This window comes from Polynucleobacter sp. AP-Ainpum-60-G11, from assembly GCF_018688375.1.
Lineage (GTDB): Bacteria > Pseudomonadota > Gammaproteobacteria > Burkholderiales > Burkholderiaceae > Polynucleobacter.
Genome location: NZ_CP061318.1, coordinates 505,495 through 523,810 on the forward strand (window position 1 = coordinate 505,495; position 18,316 = coordinate 523,810).

Sequence of the window (18,316 nt, forward strand, 5' to 3'; positions counted from 1 at the left end):
GATTTAGAGATGGGCAGCCAAAATTTTGGCAATGTGGACTGCATCTCTTTTCGTGCCATCGGCAATCTGATGGCGGCAACTAGTCCCATCTGCAACTACCCAGCTATCAGGCGCTTTACGTATCGCAGGTAAGAGACTGACTTCTGCCATCTGCTTTGATACTTCGATATGCTCAGCTTCATAACCAAAGCTGCCCGCCATACCGCAACAAGATGACTCAATAAGTTTAGGCTCTGCATTAGGAATTAACTTCAGCAGCTCCATTGCTGGTGTAACAGCAGCAAATGATTTTTGATGGCAATGGCCATGAAATAGCACTGGGCGCGAGGCTGGTTTTAATTGAAGCTGGAGTTTTCCACCTTTCGCCTCGCTAGCCAGGAACTCTTCTAATAGTTGCACGTGCTTGCTTACAGTCACCGCACGCTCACCAAAGCCCATGACCAAAGCTTCATCCTTTAGTGTGAAAAGACACGAAGGCTCGAGACCAATGATGGGGATGCCTTTTTCGGCAAATGGTGCAAGATGGTTCACTAACTCATCTAAGCTGGCATTAGCCTTATCCACCATACCAGCGGCTAAATAGGTGCGACCACAACAAAATTCCTTGGAGCAAGTATTGGGCGTCGAGTCTGATTTTGCTTTTTCCTTGTTTAAGCTCTTCTGTGGAATATGAACGCGATAGCCGGCAGCTTTCAGAACCGCTAGAGCTGCTTGCAGGTTTTCATCTTCAAAGTAGGCATTAAAGGTGTCGGCTAAGAGTACAACGCCCTTATTATCATTTACGCCTGATGTACTGAGTTCTGTGGGTGTAAATTGATGGGGTGCAATTGCGGTCTTGTCACTCCAGAATGTTTTCGCTTTCCAGGTCGGCAGACTTCTTTGCGCAGAAATTCCCATTAGCCATTCTTGTAATTTGGCAATCGGGGCAATGTGGTTACGAAGATTAAGTAGTGCAGGCAAACCCGGAATACTGCTGATGATGGGTGCATATTTCGGTAGATAGGCAACAGCCAGATCGCGTAGCGTATGACCAGTTCGCTTCTTATAGGCCGACAAAAACTCAATCTTCATCTTCGCCATATCAACGCCAGTAGGGCATTCTCTGCGGCAGGCCTTGCAGCTGACGCAGAGCTCCATCACTTCTTTAATAGCGTCGCTACCGAGGGGTGAGCTTTCATCTTTGATATCCAGTTGATTAGACAGTGCAAGACGTAGGGTATTAGCGCGACCACGGGTGAGATGCTTTTCATCACGAGTGACGCGATAGCTTGGACACATCACTTCCGCATCAAACTTGCGACAGTGACCATTGTTGTTGCACATCTCCACTGCTTTAGCTAAGCCCAATGCAGGGTCGCCGCCAGTACCGGGTGCACTGGTCTCTTCAGTGACGGGATTGTTTTGTACGTTCCAAGCTGACCAGTCTAAAGCCGGCTGTAGCGGGATGACCTTATAGCTTGGCGGAAAGCGGAAATTACTTGCATCATCCATCTTGGGTGGATCAATAATCTTGCCGGGATTAAATAAGCCATTTGGATCAAACGCGTGTTTAATTTCTGCAAGTGCCTCAGTAATCTTCGGGCCAAATTGCCAGGAGATCCATTCGCCGCGGCAGAGCCCATCACCGTGTTCGCCACTGTAGGCGCCTTTATATTTGCGCACCAATGCAGACGCCTCTTCAGCAACCGCACGCATTTTTTGTGCGCCATCACGACGCATGTCTAGGATAGGTCGTACATGGAGGGTGCCTACTGAAGCGTGTGCATACCAAGTGCCGCGTGAACCGTATTTAGAAAACACATCAGTGAGTGCCTGGGTATATTCAGCAAGACTTTCTAGGGGGACAGCACAATCCTCAATAAAGCTGACTGGCTTACCGTCGCCCTTGAGGCTCATCATGATATTGAGACCAGCCTTACGTACTTCCCATAGGTTCTTTTGCAAACTAGCATCAGGCATAGCTACTACTGATCCTGCTAGACCTAGGTCACCCATCAAGCTCTGTAGAGATGTTAATTTCTCGAGCAAGGGTGCATGCGCTTCGCCAGAGAACTCCACCAATAGGATTGCTTCAGGAGTTGGGCCGCTAGCATCAATGAGGGCGGTCTCAATGGTTTTCTTAAAGCTTGGGTTGTGGCGGGCTAAGTCAATCATGGTGCGATCGACTAATTCAACTGCAGTGGGTCCAAGTTTGACAATATGCTGCGCACTATCCATCGCCTTGAAAAAGCTTGCAAAGTTCACGACGCCAAGCACTTTGTGTTGTGGCAAGGGCGCTAACTTTAGTTCAAGTGATTTGAAATAAGCCAATGTACCTTCGCTACCAACTAGTAGGTGGGCTAAATTGACGCTACCGTCTTGGGTATATGGGAGTTCGCTTTGTGGATGAAAAATATCCAGGTTGTATCCAGCTACACGACGCAACACTTTAGGAAAATGGGCTTCGATTTCTGGTTGGAGTGTATTAGCAAGGCCTTTTACAAAATCACCCAATTGTTTTGCAGCGCCAGAGCTATTCGCGTAATTTCCAAAGCTAGCCACTTTCCCGTTTGCTAGCCAAGCATCAATACCTAAAACATTGTGCACCATATTTCCATAGGCAATGGAGCGGCTACCACAAGAGTTATTGCCGGCCATGCCACCAATCGTGGCTTGACCAGCAGTGGAGACGTCTACCGGATACCAGAGGCCATGGGGTTTGAGTGCGGCATTGAGGTGATCCAACACGATGCCGGGCTCAACCACTGCAGTTGCTTTTTCTGGATCGGCATGTAAGAGCTTGCGAAAGTACTTCGTGTTGTCGATTACGAGTGCCGTACCGGTAGTCTGGCCACACTGACTGGTGCCACCTCCGCGTGGCAGCACCGGAACTCGCAGATCAGCTGCAATCTGAATAGCTGTTGCAATATCCTCAGCTGTTTTCGGCACAAAGACGGCAACCGGCATAGCTTGATAAATTGAGGCATCGGTTGCATAACGTCCGCGACTAGCCATGTCGGTCATGACCTCACCAGAGGTTTCTTGTCTGAGGCGCTTGGCTAACTCTGCCTTGTTGGCAACGAATTCTGGAAGTGGTAAATCGAGTGGCTTGTTCATGCTGCAACTTTCTCTTTGGATTCTGAGTCAACTAATTGAATAACAACATCGCGTTTGTTCATGACGTGTTGCATCATGACTTTGCGCATGCGCACACTATTGCGAGCCTTTAATGCATCTAACATTTCTTGATGTTCGCCGACGGCCTTTTCCCATTTCACGCCATCTTGATTCGAGCGAAAGCGCAGTGCCTCAATCCGAGCATTGACCTGAGTAAAGAGCTGACTTAAGACGGGATTGTTCGCCGCTTGATTAATGGCTTGGTGAATCTTGAGATTCAGTCGGTAGTAGCTCGAGAGATCTCTGCGAGCATACGAAGCCATCATTTCATATTGGAGCGCTTCAAGCTCAATGAGTGCTTGATCGCTAATATTTTGTGCTGCCAGTTCTCCAGAGTAGCCCTCTAGATTCGCGATCACATCAAAGGTATGCAGGATGTCTTCTCGAGTGAGTTGGATTGCAATCGCTCCGCGGTTTGCGATTAGCTCAACTAAACCATCAGCCGCTAAGCGTCGAATCGCCTCGCGAATAGGGGTGCGTGACACATTGAGCTGCTCCGCCAGTTCTCGTTCATTGAGTTTGCTTCCCGGCGTAATGACGCCTTCTACCAATAAAGCTCTCAGCTTTAAGAAGGTGGCTTCATGCAGGTTTTGCGAATTTGCTGGCGTCGTGAGCATCATTTGAAATGCCTTAATTTTGTATACATATTTACTATAACCTATCAATAGCTCTAAATAACGCTATAAAACGCTTATTTTTTACTTATTTGATAAATATTTTGCATACAAAATTGTAAATTAGCAAAAAGTGCCTTACACTGGCCTGCAAGATTAACTACAAAAACCAAGCGAGACTCAGCATGCTAAAACTAGATAACCACCTCTCAGGGCGTCATTTCTTACACATCCCCGGCCCAAGCCCAGTGCCTTCACGCATTCTGCGGGCAATCAGCTATCAAACCATTGATCACCGTGGACCTGAATTTGGTCAGTTTGGCCTCAAGGTTTTGGATGGCATTAAAAAGATCTTTAAAACTGAGCAACCAGTCATTGTTTACTCAGCCTCTGGAACCGGTTCCTGGGAAGGTGCCTTAGTGAATGTGCTAAATCCTGGCGACAAGGTGCTCTTTTATGAAACCGGTCAATTTGCTAATTTATGGCGTGCCCTAGGTAAGCGCCTAGGTCTAGATGTTGAGGTGGTGACTAAGCCTGGTCAAGATACTTGGCGTTGGGGTGTTGATGCCTCAGTCATCGAAGAGCGTTTACGCAAAGACACTGGACACGAAATCAAGGCGGTCTGCGTGGTTCATAACGAAACCTCCACTGGCGTTACCTCCAATATTGCAGCAGTTCGCAAGGCGATCGATTCTCTCAAGCACCCGGCTCTGCTGTTGGTGGATACAGTTTCTGGCTTGGGTTCTGCAGATTATGAGCATGACAAATGGGGTGCTGATGTTACCGTGTCTGGCTCACAAAAAGGCTTGATGTTGCCTCCGGGTATTGGTTTTAATGCTTTGTCTGCAAGAGCAATTGAAGTTAGTAAAACGAACAAAATGCCTAAATCCTATTGGGCTTGGGATGAGATCTTGGAGTCCAATAAAACCGGCTACTGGCCAACGACTCCGAGCACAAATCTAATGTACGGCTTGCATGAAGCGATCGACATGATGATGGCCGAAGGTTTGGATACTATCTTTGCTCGTCATCAACGTTTAGCAGCAGCCTGCCGTGAAGCGGTCAATGCCTGGGGCTTAGAAATCCAGTGTCAAGATAAAGATTGCTACTCACCAGTACTGACTTGTATTGCTACTCCAGAAGGCATGGATGCAGACCTTCTGCGTAAGCATGCTCTTGAGAAGTTCAATTTATCCCTAGGTACAGGCCTTGGAAAAATCAAAGGCAAGGCTTTCCGTATCGGCCATTTAGGCGATTGCAATGAGCTTAGCCTGATGGCGGCACTCAGTGGGGTGGAGATGAGTTTGGGTGCCATGGGCTACAAGCCCAAGGCCAGCGGTGTTGTTGCGGCCCAAGAATTCCTAAAATAATCAGTAAGTTGGGTTTAAATGGGGTGTTGGTCGACGTATCAATCGGCTAACACCCCTTATAATTCAAGTACTTATGTAGATAGTACTTTCATCAAATAAAACATATTAGAGACAGAAAGATTCAACATGTTGGCAACTAAACCGTATTTAACTCAAGCTGATGTTCAAAAGATTTTGGATGCAGCCGACAAGCATGCTGCAGTAAACAACTGGGCAGTCACGATTGCTGTTTGTGATGATGGTGGCCACTTGTTGGGTTTAACTCGTCGTGATGGTTGCGCACCTGTCTCTGCTTACATTGCTCAAGAAAAAGCGCGTACTGCTGCAATGGGTAAACGTGAGAGCCGTATCTACGAAGAAATTATTAATAACGGACGCACTTCCTTTTTATCTGCCCCACATATTTCGGGCATGTTGGAAGGTGGCGTCAATATCGAGGTAAATGGGTTTACCATCGGCGCAGTCGGCGTTTCCGGCGTTAAATCGACTGAAGATGCCGAAACCGCGAAGGCCGGCATTGCAGCCATTCTGTAAGTTACCTTGACAAATACTGTTCCTGAAATAAATTCCCCTACCGGCGCTACTGAGAGTAGCGCCACCCCAGCAACAATTACCTTTGCTGACTTTGGCTTAGATCCAAAGATTCAAAAAGCGGTATCTGAGCAGGGTTACAACACCCCAACTCCGATTCAAGCGCAATCTATTCCGCACGTTTTGGCGGGAAGCGATTTGATGGGCGCAGCCCAAACAGGCACCGGTAAGACGGCCGCTTTTGTGCTGCCAATTATTCAAAAGATTTTGCGCCATGCTAGCAGTAGCGCTTCACCTGCTCGTCACCCAATTCGTGCTTTGGTATTAACACCAACACGTGAGCTGGCTGTGCAGGTTGCGGAGAATGCAGCGAGTTATTCCAAGCACACGGATTTACGTGCTGCCGTGGTTTACGGCGGTGTGGATATGAAAGAGCAAGTTGCCATATTGCGCAGTGGTGTGGAGATTTTGATTGCTACTCCAGGACGCTTGCTTGATCACATTGGCTCAAAGGTCGCCAATCTCTCTCAAGTAGAAATTCTGGTGTTGGATGAAGCGGATCGCATGCTGGATATGGGCTTCTTGCCCGACTTGCAGCGCATCATTGATTTAATTCCAGCGCAGCGCCAAACGCTCTTGTTCTCAGCAACGTTCTCGCCAGAGATTAAAAAATTAGCGCAAAGTTATTTGCGTACTCCAGTTACTGTGGAGGTAGCGCGTCAAAACGCTGCGGCAGATACGGTGAAGCAAGTAGTGCATATGGTGTCTAGTGCTGACAAGCAACGCGCGATTGTGAAGGTGCTTGAAGCGCGTACGCGTCAAGGCTTATCTCGTCAGTGCATCATCTTCACTAACAGCCGCTTAGGTTGCGCCCGATTAGCTAGATCCTTGGAGCGTGATGGCATTAAAGCAGGCGCGATTCATGGAGACAAGAGTCAGGGTGAGCGTACTCTTACGTTAGATGCATTCAAGTCTGGCGCGATTGAAGCTCTAGTTGCAACTGACGTAGCTGCTCGCGGTCTAGATATTCCATCGATGCCTTGCGTCATTAATCACGAATTGCCATTTAATGCGGAAGACTTTATTCACCGCATTGGTCGTACGGGTCGCGCAGGTAGTAAAGGTGATGCGATTGCATTGGTCGATGCCAGTGAAAAACGTTTGCTCGATGATATTGAAAAGTTGATGAAGCGGAAGTTAGATATACAGCCATTGCCTGAGGGCGCTCCTAGCTTTAGTCCAGCGCCAAGTAGAGGCTCCTCAAGATCAGATGTGCCAGCAAAAATGTCAGACCCATTTTTCTATAAACCTTATGAGCCTAGCGCTGTGACACAGTCGAACACTAGTGCCCCAAATAGTGAAGAGAAAAAAGTTGGCATCACTCCTGCAAGACCAGCTGTCGGTGCTTTGCTCGGCGGATTTAAGAAGAAATAATTTTTCTATCCCACGTCTGAGTGGCTGCTAAAAGCCACTCAGCAATCGAAGTACTTTTTCCATCCGGAAGATCTCTCAGCCCTAAATGCTCTGCAGCTTTACGTAATTCCTGTAAAGACTGCTGCGCATTATCAGTATGAATAGCGTTAGCCAATGTTTGCTTACTGAGTTTTTCACCATGCTCATCGAGCACAAGAGGTAGATGCAAGTAGCTCGGTGTTGAATATCCTAAAACGTGTTGAAGATGAATTTGTCTTGCAGTGTTATTAAGTAAATCTGCGCCACGAACAATGTGGGTAATTCCCTGTTCGGCATCATCAACTACTACTGCAAGTTGATAGGTGAATACGCCATCACGACGACGCAGTACAAAATCTCCCACTTCTCGATTCAGATCCTGACTTTGTGTGCCTAGGGCTAGATCTTCAAATTGAAGGGTGAGATCTTGGGGTAGGGCGAGTCTCCAAGCCATCTCAGCAGGGAGGGTCTTTTCATCCTCGTATACGTGGATTTCTTGGGGGCGGCAACTTCCTGGGTAGACCATTTCTTGGTTGCGAGGAGTGGCTACGCCGCGAGCCTCTAGGGCGTTTGCAATACTTTGCCGAGAGCAGGTGCAGGGGTAGACGGTTTGGAGCCCATTTAAGCGCTCTAGAGCCTTTTTATAGCGTTCTTGGTGCTCGGATTGCCACGTGGGCTCCTCGTCCCATGTGAGGCCACAGGCAAGTAATTGGCGCATGATTTCCGTATCAGCTCCCGGGATACAGCGGGGGGCATCTACATCCTCGATTCTGAGCAGCCATTCCCCGTGATTTTGACGGGCATCCAACCAGCTTCCCAGGGCAGCAACCAAGGATCCCGCATGAAGCGGGCCAGTAGGCGAGGGGGCAAAGCGCCCGCGATAGCCGTCGGCTGGGGGTGAGGGGTTTTTCAGATTCGGCACAGCTAAAATGATCTCATGGCTTCACCCCGTTTTGTTCATCTGCGCGTCCATTCCGAGTTTTCAATTACGGATGGTGTCGTTCGCATTGATGATGCGGTAGCTGCAGCTGAAAAAGATGGGATGGGGGCTTTAGCACTGACCGATTTGAGTAATTTGTTTGGCTTAGTTCGTTTTTATAGTGCTGCACGCTCAAGTGGTATTAAGCCAATTGCGGGTGCTGATGTTTGGGTGAGTAATCCTCAGGATCCAGATCAGCCCTATCGACTTCTGCTCCTAGTTCAAAACCACTCCGGTTATCTCAATCTGTGTCAGTTGCTAAGTAAAGCCTCTCTAGAAAATCAGACGCGGGGTCGTGCCGAGGTAGACCTTAAATGGTTTAGTGAGCCGGCTTCTAAAGCTGAAGATAAAGCAGCAAAAAGAACCCTTGCCTATGGATTGATTGCGCTTTCAGGTGGGCGCTGGGGTGATGTGGGTACTGCGCTCTTGGCTGGACAGGAAGAGCAAGCTAAAGAGGCTGCTTTACGTTGGGCCAAATTATTCCCGAATACTTTTTATATTGAAGTGCAGCGTGGCGGTCATCCTCAGGATGAAAAGCAACTTCAACTTGCTTGCCACCTTGCGAGTGAATTAGATTTGCCAATCGTTGCTACACATCCTGTGCAGTTCATGCAGCGAAGTGATTTCACGGCTCATGAGGCACGCGTGTGCATCGCTGAAGGTGAGCTTTTGGGCAATCCTCGTCGCACCAAGAAATTTAATGAAGAGCAGTATTTTTTATCTCAAGAGGAGATGGAAAAGCGCTTTGCAGATTTACCCGTTGCGCTGGCTAATTCGGTGGAGATTGCCAAACGTTGCAATCTCTCTTTAACTTTGGGTCAGCCGCGTTTACCGGATTTCCCAACGCCGCCCGGTATTACGCTCGACGATTATTTATTACAGCAATCGGAGATTGGCTTGAAGCGCCACATGGAGCGTAATTTCCCAGATCCAGTAGATCGTGCCAAGGAAGAAGCTCGTTATCACGAGCGCCTTGTCTTTGAGGTGAAGACCATTGCGCAAATGGGTTTCCCGGGCTACTTCCTGATTGTTGCTGATTTTATTAACTGGGCAAAGAATAATGGCGTACCGGTAGGTCCAGGCCGTGGATCTGGTGCAGGTTCTTTAGTAGCTTACTCACTTGGTATTACCGATCTCGATCCACTGCGATATAACTTGCTCTTTGAGCGCTTCTTAAATCCTGAGCGGGTATCGATGCCCGACTTCGATATCGACTTCTGTCAGCATGGGCGCGATCGCGTTATTCAGTACGTCAAAGATAAATATGGAAAAGATGCGGTTAGTCAAATCGCTACCTTTGGAACCATGGCAGCTCGCGCAGCCATTCGTGACGTGGGTCGTGTGCTTGAACAGGGGTATAACTTCGTTGACGGCATTGCCAAGTTGATTCCGAATAAGCCAGGTCAGTACATGACTATTGAAATGGCTAAGAAAGAAGAGAAGCAATTAGGTGAGCGCGAAAAGAATGAGGATGAAGTACGCCAGCTCTTATCTCTCGCACAGCAATTAGAAGGCATGACACGTAACGTGGGCATGCATGCGGGCGGTGTATTAATTGCGCCCGGTCGCTTAACCGACTTTTGTCCGCTCTACACGCAAGAAGCAAAAGACTCTAAAGATCAAGAGAGTGGTTCCGTCATTAGTCAGTTTGATAAGGATGATGTAGAAGCTATTGGTCTAGTGAAGTTCGACTTCTTGGGTTTGACGACGCTCACTATTTTGTCAGCAGCAGAGAAGTGGATTAAGACGCTGCATTCTGATCGTAAAGATTGGAATATTGGCGAGATTGCACTGGATGACGAAAAGGCGTTTGAGGTCTTAAAGAATGCCAATACAGTTGCTGTCTTCCAGCTAGAAAGTCGCGGCATGCAAGGCATGCTTCGTGAAGCCAAGCCTGATCGCTTCGAAGACATTATTGCGCTCGTTGCGCTCTACCGTCCGGGTCCAATGGATTTGATCCCAGACTTTATTGAGCGTAAGCATGGACGTCAAAAAGTAGAGTATCCCGATCCGCGGATTGAGCCTGTTCTACAAGAGACCTACGGCATCATGGTCTACCAAGAGCAGGTGATGCAGATGGCCCAAATGATTGGTGGCTACTCACTCGGTGGCGCCGATATGTTGCGCCGTGCGATGGGTAAGAAGAAGCCTGAAGAGATGGCGCAGCATCGCAAGATTTTTAGTGATGGTGCAAAAGCTGGTGGTATTACTGAAGGTAAAGCCAACGAGATTTATGACTTGATGGAGCGTTTTGCTGGCTATGGATTTAATAAGTCCCACGCTGCTGCCTATGCGCTTCTGGCCTATCAAACCGCTTGGCTAAAGGCTTACTACCCGGCTGAATTTATGGCAGCCAACTTATCGCTCGCAATGGATGACACCGATAAGGTGAAGATTCTGTATGACGATTGTTTGGCGAACAATATTCGGGTGTTCTCGCCTGATATCAATACTGGCGTTTATGTGTTTACACCATTGCGTGCACCAGATGCTGCCCCGGATTCTCCGATCAGTCATATTCGTTATGGCCTTGGTGCCGTGAGAGGAACTGGTGAGGCTGCTATTGAAGTGATTGTGAAGGCACGTGAGTCGGGCGGCCCATTTAAAGATTTATTTGATTTCTGCGCGCGTGTTGATCGTAGGCAAGTGAACCGCCGTGCAATTGAAGCTTTGATGCGTGCCGGTGCTTTTGATAGCTTGTATAAAGACTCCATTCCTGCTGGCGGCAATCCTTATGATATTCGCTCGACTTTATTGGCTTCTCTGGCGCGTGCAATTGAGGCGGCCGAACAAGCAGAAGCCTCAATCAACCAAGTGAGTTTATTTGAGGTAGCAGGAGAAGAAGATCGACACTTACCGGAGTTGGTGCGCGAACCGGTCTGGTCTGAGAAGAAACGCCTCCAGGATGAGAAAAGCGCTTTAGGTCTTTGTCTCACGGGGCATATGTTTGATGCCTATCGCGATGAGACGGCACATTTCATTCGTCAACCGCTGGCTAAGGTGACCGAAGGTAAGGATCAGTTGATCGCCGGCATTATTACTTCCGCTCGCATGTTGACTGGTCAGCGCGGCCGCATGATGATCGCAACCATTGATGATGGCACTGCTGCCATTGAGATAACTCTTTACAGCGAAGTCTATGAGCCCAATCGCTCTTGGCTCAAAGAAGATGAGTTACTAGTGGCTAAGGTCAACGTGACTCCCGATAAGTTTTCTGGCGGGATGCGGATTGTGTCAGAAGCGGTGATGGATATTACGGGCGCCAGAATGCGTTTTGCACGCAATATACATTTATCAATCGATTCAGCGATAGATCTCAAATCCTTGCGTAGCCAAATTGGGCCTTTCCTGATGAGTAACCGTGTACGAGATCATAAGCTAGGTCCTGCAGCAGCCTCTATGTCAATTGCTAGCGAAGGCTTAAAGGGTTTAATGCTCACAGCCTCAGTCACTACTAGTGGTGGGGCTTGCTTGATGCAGTTCCCAGAAGAGTTACGCATCTATCCAGATGATGCATGCTTGCATAGCTTGAATCAAATCTTAGCGGCTAAGCAATCCAATACCGTGCAGGTACAGTACCACTAAATCAGCACTACCAAAGCTGCTTATTATTTATTGACAGCGGCTTGTAGCGCTGTAATGACTTGATCTGGAGCTAGTTGGTCCAAGCATTCGCTATTGCTACTTGCACGATCTTCACAGCCTGCTTTCCGACAGGGGACGCACTCACCCGGACCTTGCAGGATCGTGACATTGCCAACTGCCTGAGAGCGAGCTTTTAATTGATAGGGTTGTTCACCAATAAAACCATTCGGCCATGGCCCAAAATTGGTGGGTGGCGTGGGTCCAAATAAGGCAATGGTTGGTGTATTGCATGCGGCTGCTAAGTGTGTAATGGATGTATCTACCCCAACGTAGGCAATCGCTCCACGAATGAGTGTTCCCGCTTGTGGGATGGTGAGTAGGCCTGCTGTATCAACAACATGCTTACGAGTTTCTTCATCAAGCAATGACAGAATGTCTTTATTGAGTTGTAGATCTTGCTTAGCAGGAGATGCACTCAGTGCAACTTGCCAATCCTGCTTCACAATCCACGTCAGTAAAGACTGCCAATAAGCCAGCGGCCAGCGCTTATAGGCAGTCAAGGGTCCAGGATGTACTACTACATAAGGCGAGTGAAGTTGAGCGGCAATGCTAGGGGTAATCGGATCGCCTGCTGGTGCGGTTACTGAGATTGGCTTACTAAACAAATCTCGGGGATTGCGATAAAAGATTTCTATTAAGCGAAGCTTTTCAGTAATGACATGCTGTGCAAAATAATCTACATCAACAGTATGTAAGCTGATGGCCTTTTTCCAGGCATTTTGCTTATCGCTTTTACTTTTCTTGGCTTTGTCTTTTTCTGTGAGGCCTTGAGGGTGTCCGCCCAATACGCCTATGCGTTGATGAGCAGCAATTAAGCCATACAAATAGGCGCGATCACTCGGTTGCGTAACAACAGCTAGGTCGTACCGTTGAAAGAGTCTAAAAAATAAGGAAAGATATTCTTTGAGTTTGGGGCGATCTGAAGTTTCAATTGTCTGAGCAATTTCGGGATTACCTTTGAGCATCTCGAGCTTACCGCGGTAGCCCAAAAAGTGAAACTCAGCATCTGGCCAAAGTTCACGTGCTTGTGAAATAAGTGGCGTAGTTACAAGGACATCTCCAATTTGGCGAGTCGCAATGAATAAAACTTTTTTAGGATTTAGTACAGAGAATGCAGTCATTGGGCTAATGTAACTCAATCCTACTGAGCCTTAGCTAGAATTTTTTCGCGGACGCGACGTGCATTTTCTGCAGCATTGGATTGATCATTGATGCGGTGGTAGAGATGTAGCACTTCAGTTGCCCAGGATCCAGATTTACGAATCAACCCCCGGTTTTGCAGTCTGAAAACAAAATCCGCGTCCTCGTGCCCCCAGCCTGTCATAGTTTCGTCAAAGCCACCAATAGCTTGCGCATCGGATCTCCAGCAGGCCATATTGCAGCCCTTGATACGGCGCCAGACAAATTTTTTATAGTTACGCCAGGCGCCGTCACCTAATTTGATTTTGAGGGGCCAGAACTTATTGATGCCGTCAGAGAGTCGATAGCTCAACAACTTGTCGATAAATTTTTTGAAATCCCAATGAGGCCACAAAAGTAATTGTTTACTGAGTTCATCATTCAGCAAAACGCGACTACCTGTAACCAAGTGGTTTGGCTGGGATAGTTTTCGATGTTGGGCGATAAAGTCTGGCTGTACAAGGCAGTCGCCATCTAAAAATACGAGATAGTCGCCGCGCGCTGACTCGATCGCTTGATTGAGAATACGAGTCTTGCGAAAGCCTTGATCCTCTTGCCAGAGATGCGTGATGTTTACTGGGAAATGTTTCCGAGTTTCTTCGATGAGGCTCTTGGTATCTGAGGTGGAGCCATCATCAGCAATGATGATTTCAAAATTGAGATCTGTTTGAGTGCCAAGTGACTCAAGACAGAGTTTGAGTGCTTGTGGCCAGTTATAGGTCGCTAAAAGTACAGAGATCATTTACTGTGAAGTTGATGTTGAGCAGCTTCTTGATGTAGTTGCCATAATTTCATATAGCGATAGTATGTCCCTTGCCCGTTAGAAATCGCTAAAGCAAAGCCCTGGGGGCCGTCCAAGAAACCAAGGCGAATGAAGTAAGTTCGGGTAAAGGCCCAAATGCCATGAAGTACTGCTTTTAATGGACTACTCTTTTTCCCTTTGGCAAAGGCCTGTTCGGCCGATGCTGTTGAATAGCGATCAAGCTTCTGTAGGACTTGGGAGTAGTTCATGAAGCTGAAGTGCAATAGGGGGTTCTCTAGTCTCGCCACTTGCCCATTCGGAATTAGCCGTTCATGAACAAGGTCATCCGAGAAGCGGGCAGTGCCGCGTTTAAATAATCGATCAACATAATCGGGATTCCAGCCGGAATGGCGAATAAAGCGTCCGCAATACCAAGAAAGGCGCGGGATTGCAAAACAGTCAACATGGGCCGAATGATGGATGGCCGTCAGAATTTCACTTCTGAGGGCAGGGGTCAGGCGTTCATCGGCATCTAATGAGAGAACCCACTCACCCGTTGCAAGGTCTAGAGCGCGGTTCTTTTGAGGTCCAAATCCAGGCCAATCTGCTGGCTGACTAATGATCGCCCCATGGTTTTTAGCGATTTTTAGGGTGCTATCGGTGCTATCGGTGTCGACCACCACGACTTGCTGGGCAATCCCCTCGAGGGAGGCCAAACAATCGGCCAAATTGGCCTCTTCATTGCGAGTGATGAGTATGACGGATAAGGTGGGCATAATTCATTATATGAATGCTCAAGACCGTACCGCCCTAAATCGCTTAATTCAGTATCTCAAGCCCCATATCGGCTTGATTATTGGGTCTTTATTGGCCATGGCACTGGTTGCTGGTGCTGAAACCTCTATTCCGGCCCTAATGAAGCCCTTGCTGGATCGTGGATTCACTGGGCAGATGGATGGCAAGCTTTGGCAAGTACCAGTTTTCCTGGTGGGCTTGGCTTTTGTCCGTAGCTTAGCCCAATTCCTATCAAATTATTTGCTGACTAGAGTCATCAACTCCGTACTGCTGAAGCTTCGTCAACAGATGTTCCAAACATTGCTAAACGCATCAACTACTTTTTTTCAGAAGAACTCCGCATCTAATCTGATTAATGCAGTTGTTTTTGAGGTGAATAATGTTCTCTCTATTATGGGCGGAATGTTGATTAGCTTGGTGCGAGATTCGCTCACTGTGGTTGGTTTAATTGGCTATCTGATTTATTTGAATTGGAAGTTGACTCTAGTAGTGCTGGTGATCTTCCCAATCATTGCCTTCATCATGAGCAAGATTAATAAACGTCTGCGATCTTTAAATCGTGAGCAGCAAACACTTACTAGTGAGCTTGCTTACATAGTTGAAGAATCTGCTGCTGGATACAAGATCGTGAAGGTCCATGGTGCCGAAGAGTATGAGATGCGGCGCTTTATGGAAAAAGCTGACCGTCTTCGCCAATTTGCCATGAAGTCAGCAGTTGCTGGCGGGCTGAATCAACCAATTACGCAACTCATTGCTTCCATGGCATTGTCGATTGTGTTGGTCATTGCCCTGATGCAATCAGCCTCGGAAGGGACTACTGTAGGCGGCTTTGCTGCTTTTATTACGGCGATGATGCTGGTGATTTCGCCTATTAAGCATCTTGCTGATATCAATCAACCATTACAGCGAGGTTTAACTGCTGCTGAGATGATCTTCTCTCTTATGGATCAGCCTTTTGAAGAGGATGAGTCGCGTAAAGAAAATATGAAGTCCTTGGGCAAAGCCAAGGGCGGAATTCGGTTTGAAGACGTCGGCTTCTCTTATCAGCAAGAAGCTGGGCGAAAAGATGCTCTCACTGGTGTGAACTTAAACATCAAATCTGGCGAAGTGGTTGCCTTTGTCGGGCCATCTGGAGGTGGTAAATCTACTTTGGTGAATTTATTGCCCCGCTTCTTCAAGCCAACCAGTGGGCAAATTTTCTTGGATGATATTCCGCTTGAGGATATTGTTCTTGCGGATGTGCGAAGGCAAATTGCATTTGTAAGTCAGGATGTGATTTTATTTAATGACAGCATTGCGGCAAACGTAGCCTATGGTGCTGTTGGTCCTGAAGGCATTGACCGTGGGCGCGTGATTGAGGCGCTTGAGGCGGCCAACTTATCCGCACTCATGAAAGAAATGCCCGAAGGAATTGATACTCAAATTGGAGATAACGGCAACCGCTTATCCGGCGGACAACGCCAGCGTTTAGCAATTGCGAGAGCGATTTATAAAGATGCGCCTATTCTGATTTTGGATGAAGCAACCTCGGCGCTCGATTCTGAATCTGAGCGTCAAGTGCAAGATGCATTAGAGCGATTGATGGCGGGTAGAACTACTTTGGTTATCGCACATCGTTTATCAACTATTGAGCATGCTGACCGAATTGTTGTGCTAGAGCATGGTCATGTGATTGAGAATGGCTCACACGAAGAGTTGATTGCTAAAGATGGGATGTATGCCAACTTGCATCGTATCCAGTTTTCAAATGCTTAATCAATAATTAACTGAGAACGATGTCGTACTGCTCTTGGCGAAAGCTACCTTCCGCCTGGAGTTTAATAGGCTTCCTGATGAAATCACCAAGCTGAGCTAAGAATTGATTTTCTTCCTCTAGGAAGAGGTCAATGACATCGGGTGCAGCAACAATCCTAAATTCTCGGGGATTAAACTGGCGATGCTCACGCACAATTTCTCGCAAAATCTCATAACAAATGGTTTGTGCTGTTTTGACTTCGCCCTTGCCTTGGCAAGTAGCGCAAGGCTCACAGGTAATATGGGCAAGAGATTCGCGCGTACGTTTGCGCGTCATCTCTACCAAGCCTAGCGAGGAAAAGTCGCTCACTGAAGTGCGAGCATGATCACGATCAAAATTGCGATTGAGTTCATGTAAAACTGACTCTTGATGATCTTTACTTAGCATGTCAATAAAGTCGATGATGATGATGCCGCCAAGATTACGTAAACGGAGTTGACGGGCAATGGCCTGAGCAGCCTCAAGATTGGTTTTAAAAACGGTGTCATCAAGATTGCGTGCGCCAACATAACTTCCGGTATTCACATCAATCGTAGTCATCGACTCTGTTTGGTCGATCATTAGGTAGCCACCCGATTTGAGATCCACTCTTCTGCCGAGTGCTTTATTAATTTCAGCGTCTACATCAAATAAATCAAATAGGGCGCGCTCACCGCGATGAAGTGTGAGCTTATCCAAAAGATTGGGCATGTAGAGCGTAGCGAACCCTTTGAGTTTTTCAAAGTTCTCCGCAGAATCGACCCGGATTTGGGTGGTTTCTTCACCAGCAACGTCACGTAATACGCGTTCAGCTAAGCTGAGGTCCTGGTAAAGGAGGCTGGGGGCGGCCTTATGATTTACGCCTTCCCGAATTTTTTCCCAAGTGGTGCGTAGGTAATGCATATCGTGTTGCAGCTCAGCATCACTAGCATCTTGCGCACTGGTGCGAACAATGATTCCACCTTTTTCATCGGCAGGCATGAGTCCTGCTAGGCGAGCTTTGATGGCTTCGCGTTCCTCAGGCTGATCAATTCTTTGGGATACCCCAATATATTTCTCAGTAGCTGCATCAGTACCAGCTGGAGGTAGGTAAACCAAGTTGCGGCCAGCAATACTCAATTGGGTTGTAAGGCGTGCACCTTTAGTTCCTAAAGGATCTTTAAGAACTTGGACTAAAACATTTTGCCCTTCAAAGAGCAGCTTTTCGATTTGGGCTTGAGGATTATTTTGGGTGATATCGGCAACGTGCATAAATGCAGTGCGCTCTAGGCCGATTTCAATGAAGGCGGATTGCATGCCAGGTAGTACGCGTACCACTTTGGCTAAGTAGATATTGCCGACGATACCGCGTTGGCGGGTACGCTCAATTTGTAGTTCTTGAACAGCGCCTTGCTGGATTAATGCCACCCGCGTTTCTTGGGGGGTGATGTTGATCAGAATTTCTTCATTCATATGCGGGCAACTTTAGCGAAATCCAATAATTGCTTAACTTCGAAAATGGGTAACCCCATGATACCGCTATAACTACCTTTAATTGAGGGAATAAAAGCCCCTCCAAGACCTTGAATGCCATACGCACCAGCTTTACCAAAGGGCTCACCACTCTGAATGTATTTATCAATTTGTGATGGTGTGAGGTGGGCAAATTCCACCTCAGACACTTGAACCAGACAAAGAGGCTTAGTTTTAGGATCGATTATCAGAACAACTGCGGTAAGTACTTCATGCACTTTACCGCTCAGCATTTCTAGAATGCGTTCAGCGTCGGCAGCATCGTTTGGTTTTCCCAGAATCTCGCCATCGGAGCTGTTAGGTAAGCTGACAGTGGTATCTGCACACAGAATGGGTGCCCAAGGTTTTCCACTGTTTTGCCATCTTGCTAATGCAATGGCACTTTTGGCAAAGGTGACTCGCTCAACGTATTGACGTGCTTTTTCATTGGGGAGGGGAACTTCAAGGGTCTCCGTATCTTCATCCGGAGCCGCAATCAACATCTCAAACTGGATGCCAATTTGTTTGAGCAACTCTTGGCGTCGTGGACTTTGTGATGCAAGATAAATATAAGAAAACATCAATGAC

The 18,316-nt window shown here is 47.5% G+C and carries 13 protein-coding genes; 5 read left to right on the forward strand and 8 right to left on the reverse strand.

What is annotated here, in order from left to right; genetic code table 11:
- Nucleotides 1-3: 3 nt before the first annotated feature.
- Together FD971_RS02700 and FD971_RS02705 are read right to left on the reverse strand one after the other, a co-directional pair.
- Nucleotides 4-3,096, reverse strand: a complete 3,093-nt coding sequence (locus FD971_RS02700; protein WP_215334586.1) for an FAD-binding and (Fe-S)-binding domain-containing protein — start codon at nucleotides 3,094-3,096, stop codon at nucleotides 4-6.
- Nucleotides 3,093-3,776 (reverse strand): GntR family transcriptional regulator, encoded by a 684-nt coding sequence (locus FD971_RS02705; RefSeq protein WP_215334587.1) that lies wholly within the window; start codon nucleotides 3,774-3,776, stop codon nucleotides 3,093-3,095. Before FD971_RS02705 ends, FD971_RS02700 begins: the two co-directional genes overlap by 4 nt.
- Nucleotides 3,777-3,955: 179 nt before the next feature.
- On the opposite strand from FD971_RS02705, the gene FD971_RS02710 reads away from it, so the two are divergent.
- From FD971_RS02710 to FD971_RS02720, 3 genes are all read left to right on the forward strand, one after another.
- On the forward strand, nucleotides 3,956-5,140 hold the full coding sequence (locus FD971_RS02710) for an alanine--glyoxylate aminotransferase family protein (protein ID WP_215334588.1): 1,185 nt from the start codon (nucleotides 3,956-3,958) through the stop codon (nucleotides 5,138-5,140).
- Between the two features lie 129 nt (nucleotides 5,141-5,269).
- The gene (locus FD971_RS02715; protein WP_215335125.1) at nucleotides 5,270-5,674 is read left to right on the forward strand and encodes a heme-binding protein; all 405 of its coding nucleotides are present in this window, start codon (nucleotides 5,270-5,272) and stop codon (nucleotides 5,672-5,674) included.
- Nucleotides 5,675-5,680: 6 nt separating this feature from the next.
- Nucleotides 5,681-7,105 carry a DEAD/DEAH box helicase gene (locus FD971_RS02720; RefSeq protein ID WP_215334589.1) on the forward strand — a complete coding sequence of 475 codons (1,425 nt, stop codon included), beginning with the start codon at nucleotides 5,681-5,683 and terminating at the stop codon, nucleotides 7,103-7,105.
- Here the strand turns inward: FD971_RS02720 and gluQRS are convergent.
- Nucleotides 7,092-8,045, reverse strand: coding sequence for a tRNA glutamyl-Q(34) synthetase GluQRS (gluQRS, locus tag FD971_RS02725; protein WP_251368665.1), 954 nt, complete (start codon nucleotides 8,043-8,045; stop codon nucleotides 7,092-7,094). The genes FD971_RS02720 and gluQRS overlap by 14 nt on opposite strands.
- A gap of 15 nt (nucleotides 8,046-8,060) precedes the next feature.
- On the opposite strand from gluQRS, the gene dnaE reads away from it, so the two are divergent.
- Entirely contained in the window at nucleotides 8,061-11,687 is a 3,627-nt protein-coding gene (gene dnaE, locus FD971_RS02730) for a DNA polymerase III subunit alpha (RefSeq protein WP_215334590.1), read from the forward strand.
- 23 nt (nucleotides 11,688-11,710) lie between these two features.
- Here dnaE and FD971_RS02735 read toward each other — a convergent pair whose 3' ends face one another.
- Genes FD971_RS02735 through FD971_RS02745 form a run of 3 tightly spaced genes read right to left on the reverse strand, consistent with a single transcriptional unit; the run spans nucleotide 11,711 to nucleotide 14,444 of the window.
- On the reverse strand, nucleotides 11,711-12,868 hold the full coding sequence (locus tag FD971_RS02735; protein ID WP_215334591.1) for a glycosyltransferase family 9 protein: 1,158 nt from the start codon (nucleotides 12,866-12,868) through the stop codon (nucleotides 11,711-11,713).
- A gap of 20 nt (nucleotides 12,869-12,888) precedes the next feature.
- Entirely contained in the window at nucleotides 12,889-13,668 is a 780-nt protein-coding gene (locus FD971_RS02740; RefSeq protein ID WP_215334592.1) for a glycosyltransferase family 2 protein, read from the reverse strand.
- Nucleotides 13,665-14,444, reverse strand: a complete 780-nt coding sequence (locus tag FD971_RS02745; protein WP_215334593.1) for a glycosyltransferase family 2 protein — start codon at nucleotides 14,442-14,444, stop codon at nucleotides 13,665-13,667. The genes FD971_RS02740 and FD971_RS02745 overlap by 4 nt, the downstream gene beginning before the upstream one ends.
- Nucleotides 14,445-14,454: 10 nt before the next feature.
- On the opposite strand from FD971_RS02745, the gene msbA reads away from it, so the two are divergent.
- On the forward strand, nucleotides 14,455-16,218 hold the full coding sequence (gene msbA / locus FD971_RS02750) for a lipid A export permease/ATP-binding protein MsbA (RefSeq protein ID WP_215334594.1): 1,764 nt from the start codon (nucleotides 14,455-14,457) through the stop codon (nucleotides 16,216-16,218).
- Nucleotides 16,219-16,225: 7 nt separating this feature from the next.
- Here the strand turns inward: msbA and rng are convergent, their stop codons facing one another.
- The gene (gene rng, locus FD971_RS02755) at nucleotides 16,226-17,689 is read right to left on the reverse strand and encodes a ribonuclease G (protein WP_215334595.1); all 1,464 of its coding nucleotides are present in this window, start codon (nucleotides 17,687-17,689) and stop codon (nucleotides 16,226-16,228) included.
- On the reverse strand, nucleotides 17,686-18,309 hold the full coding sequence (locus FD971_RS02760) for a nucleoside triphosphate pyrophosphatase (RefSeq protein WP_215334596.1): 624 nt from the start codon (nucleotides 18,307-18,309) through the stop codon (nucleotides 17,686-17,688). Before FD971_RS02760 ends, rng begins: the two co-directional genes overlap by 4 nt.
- Between the last annotated feature and the right edge of the window lie 7 nt (nucleotides 18,310-18,316).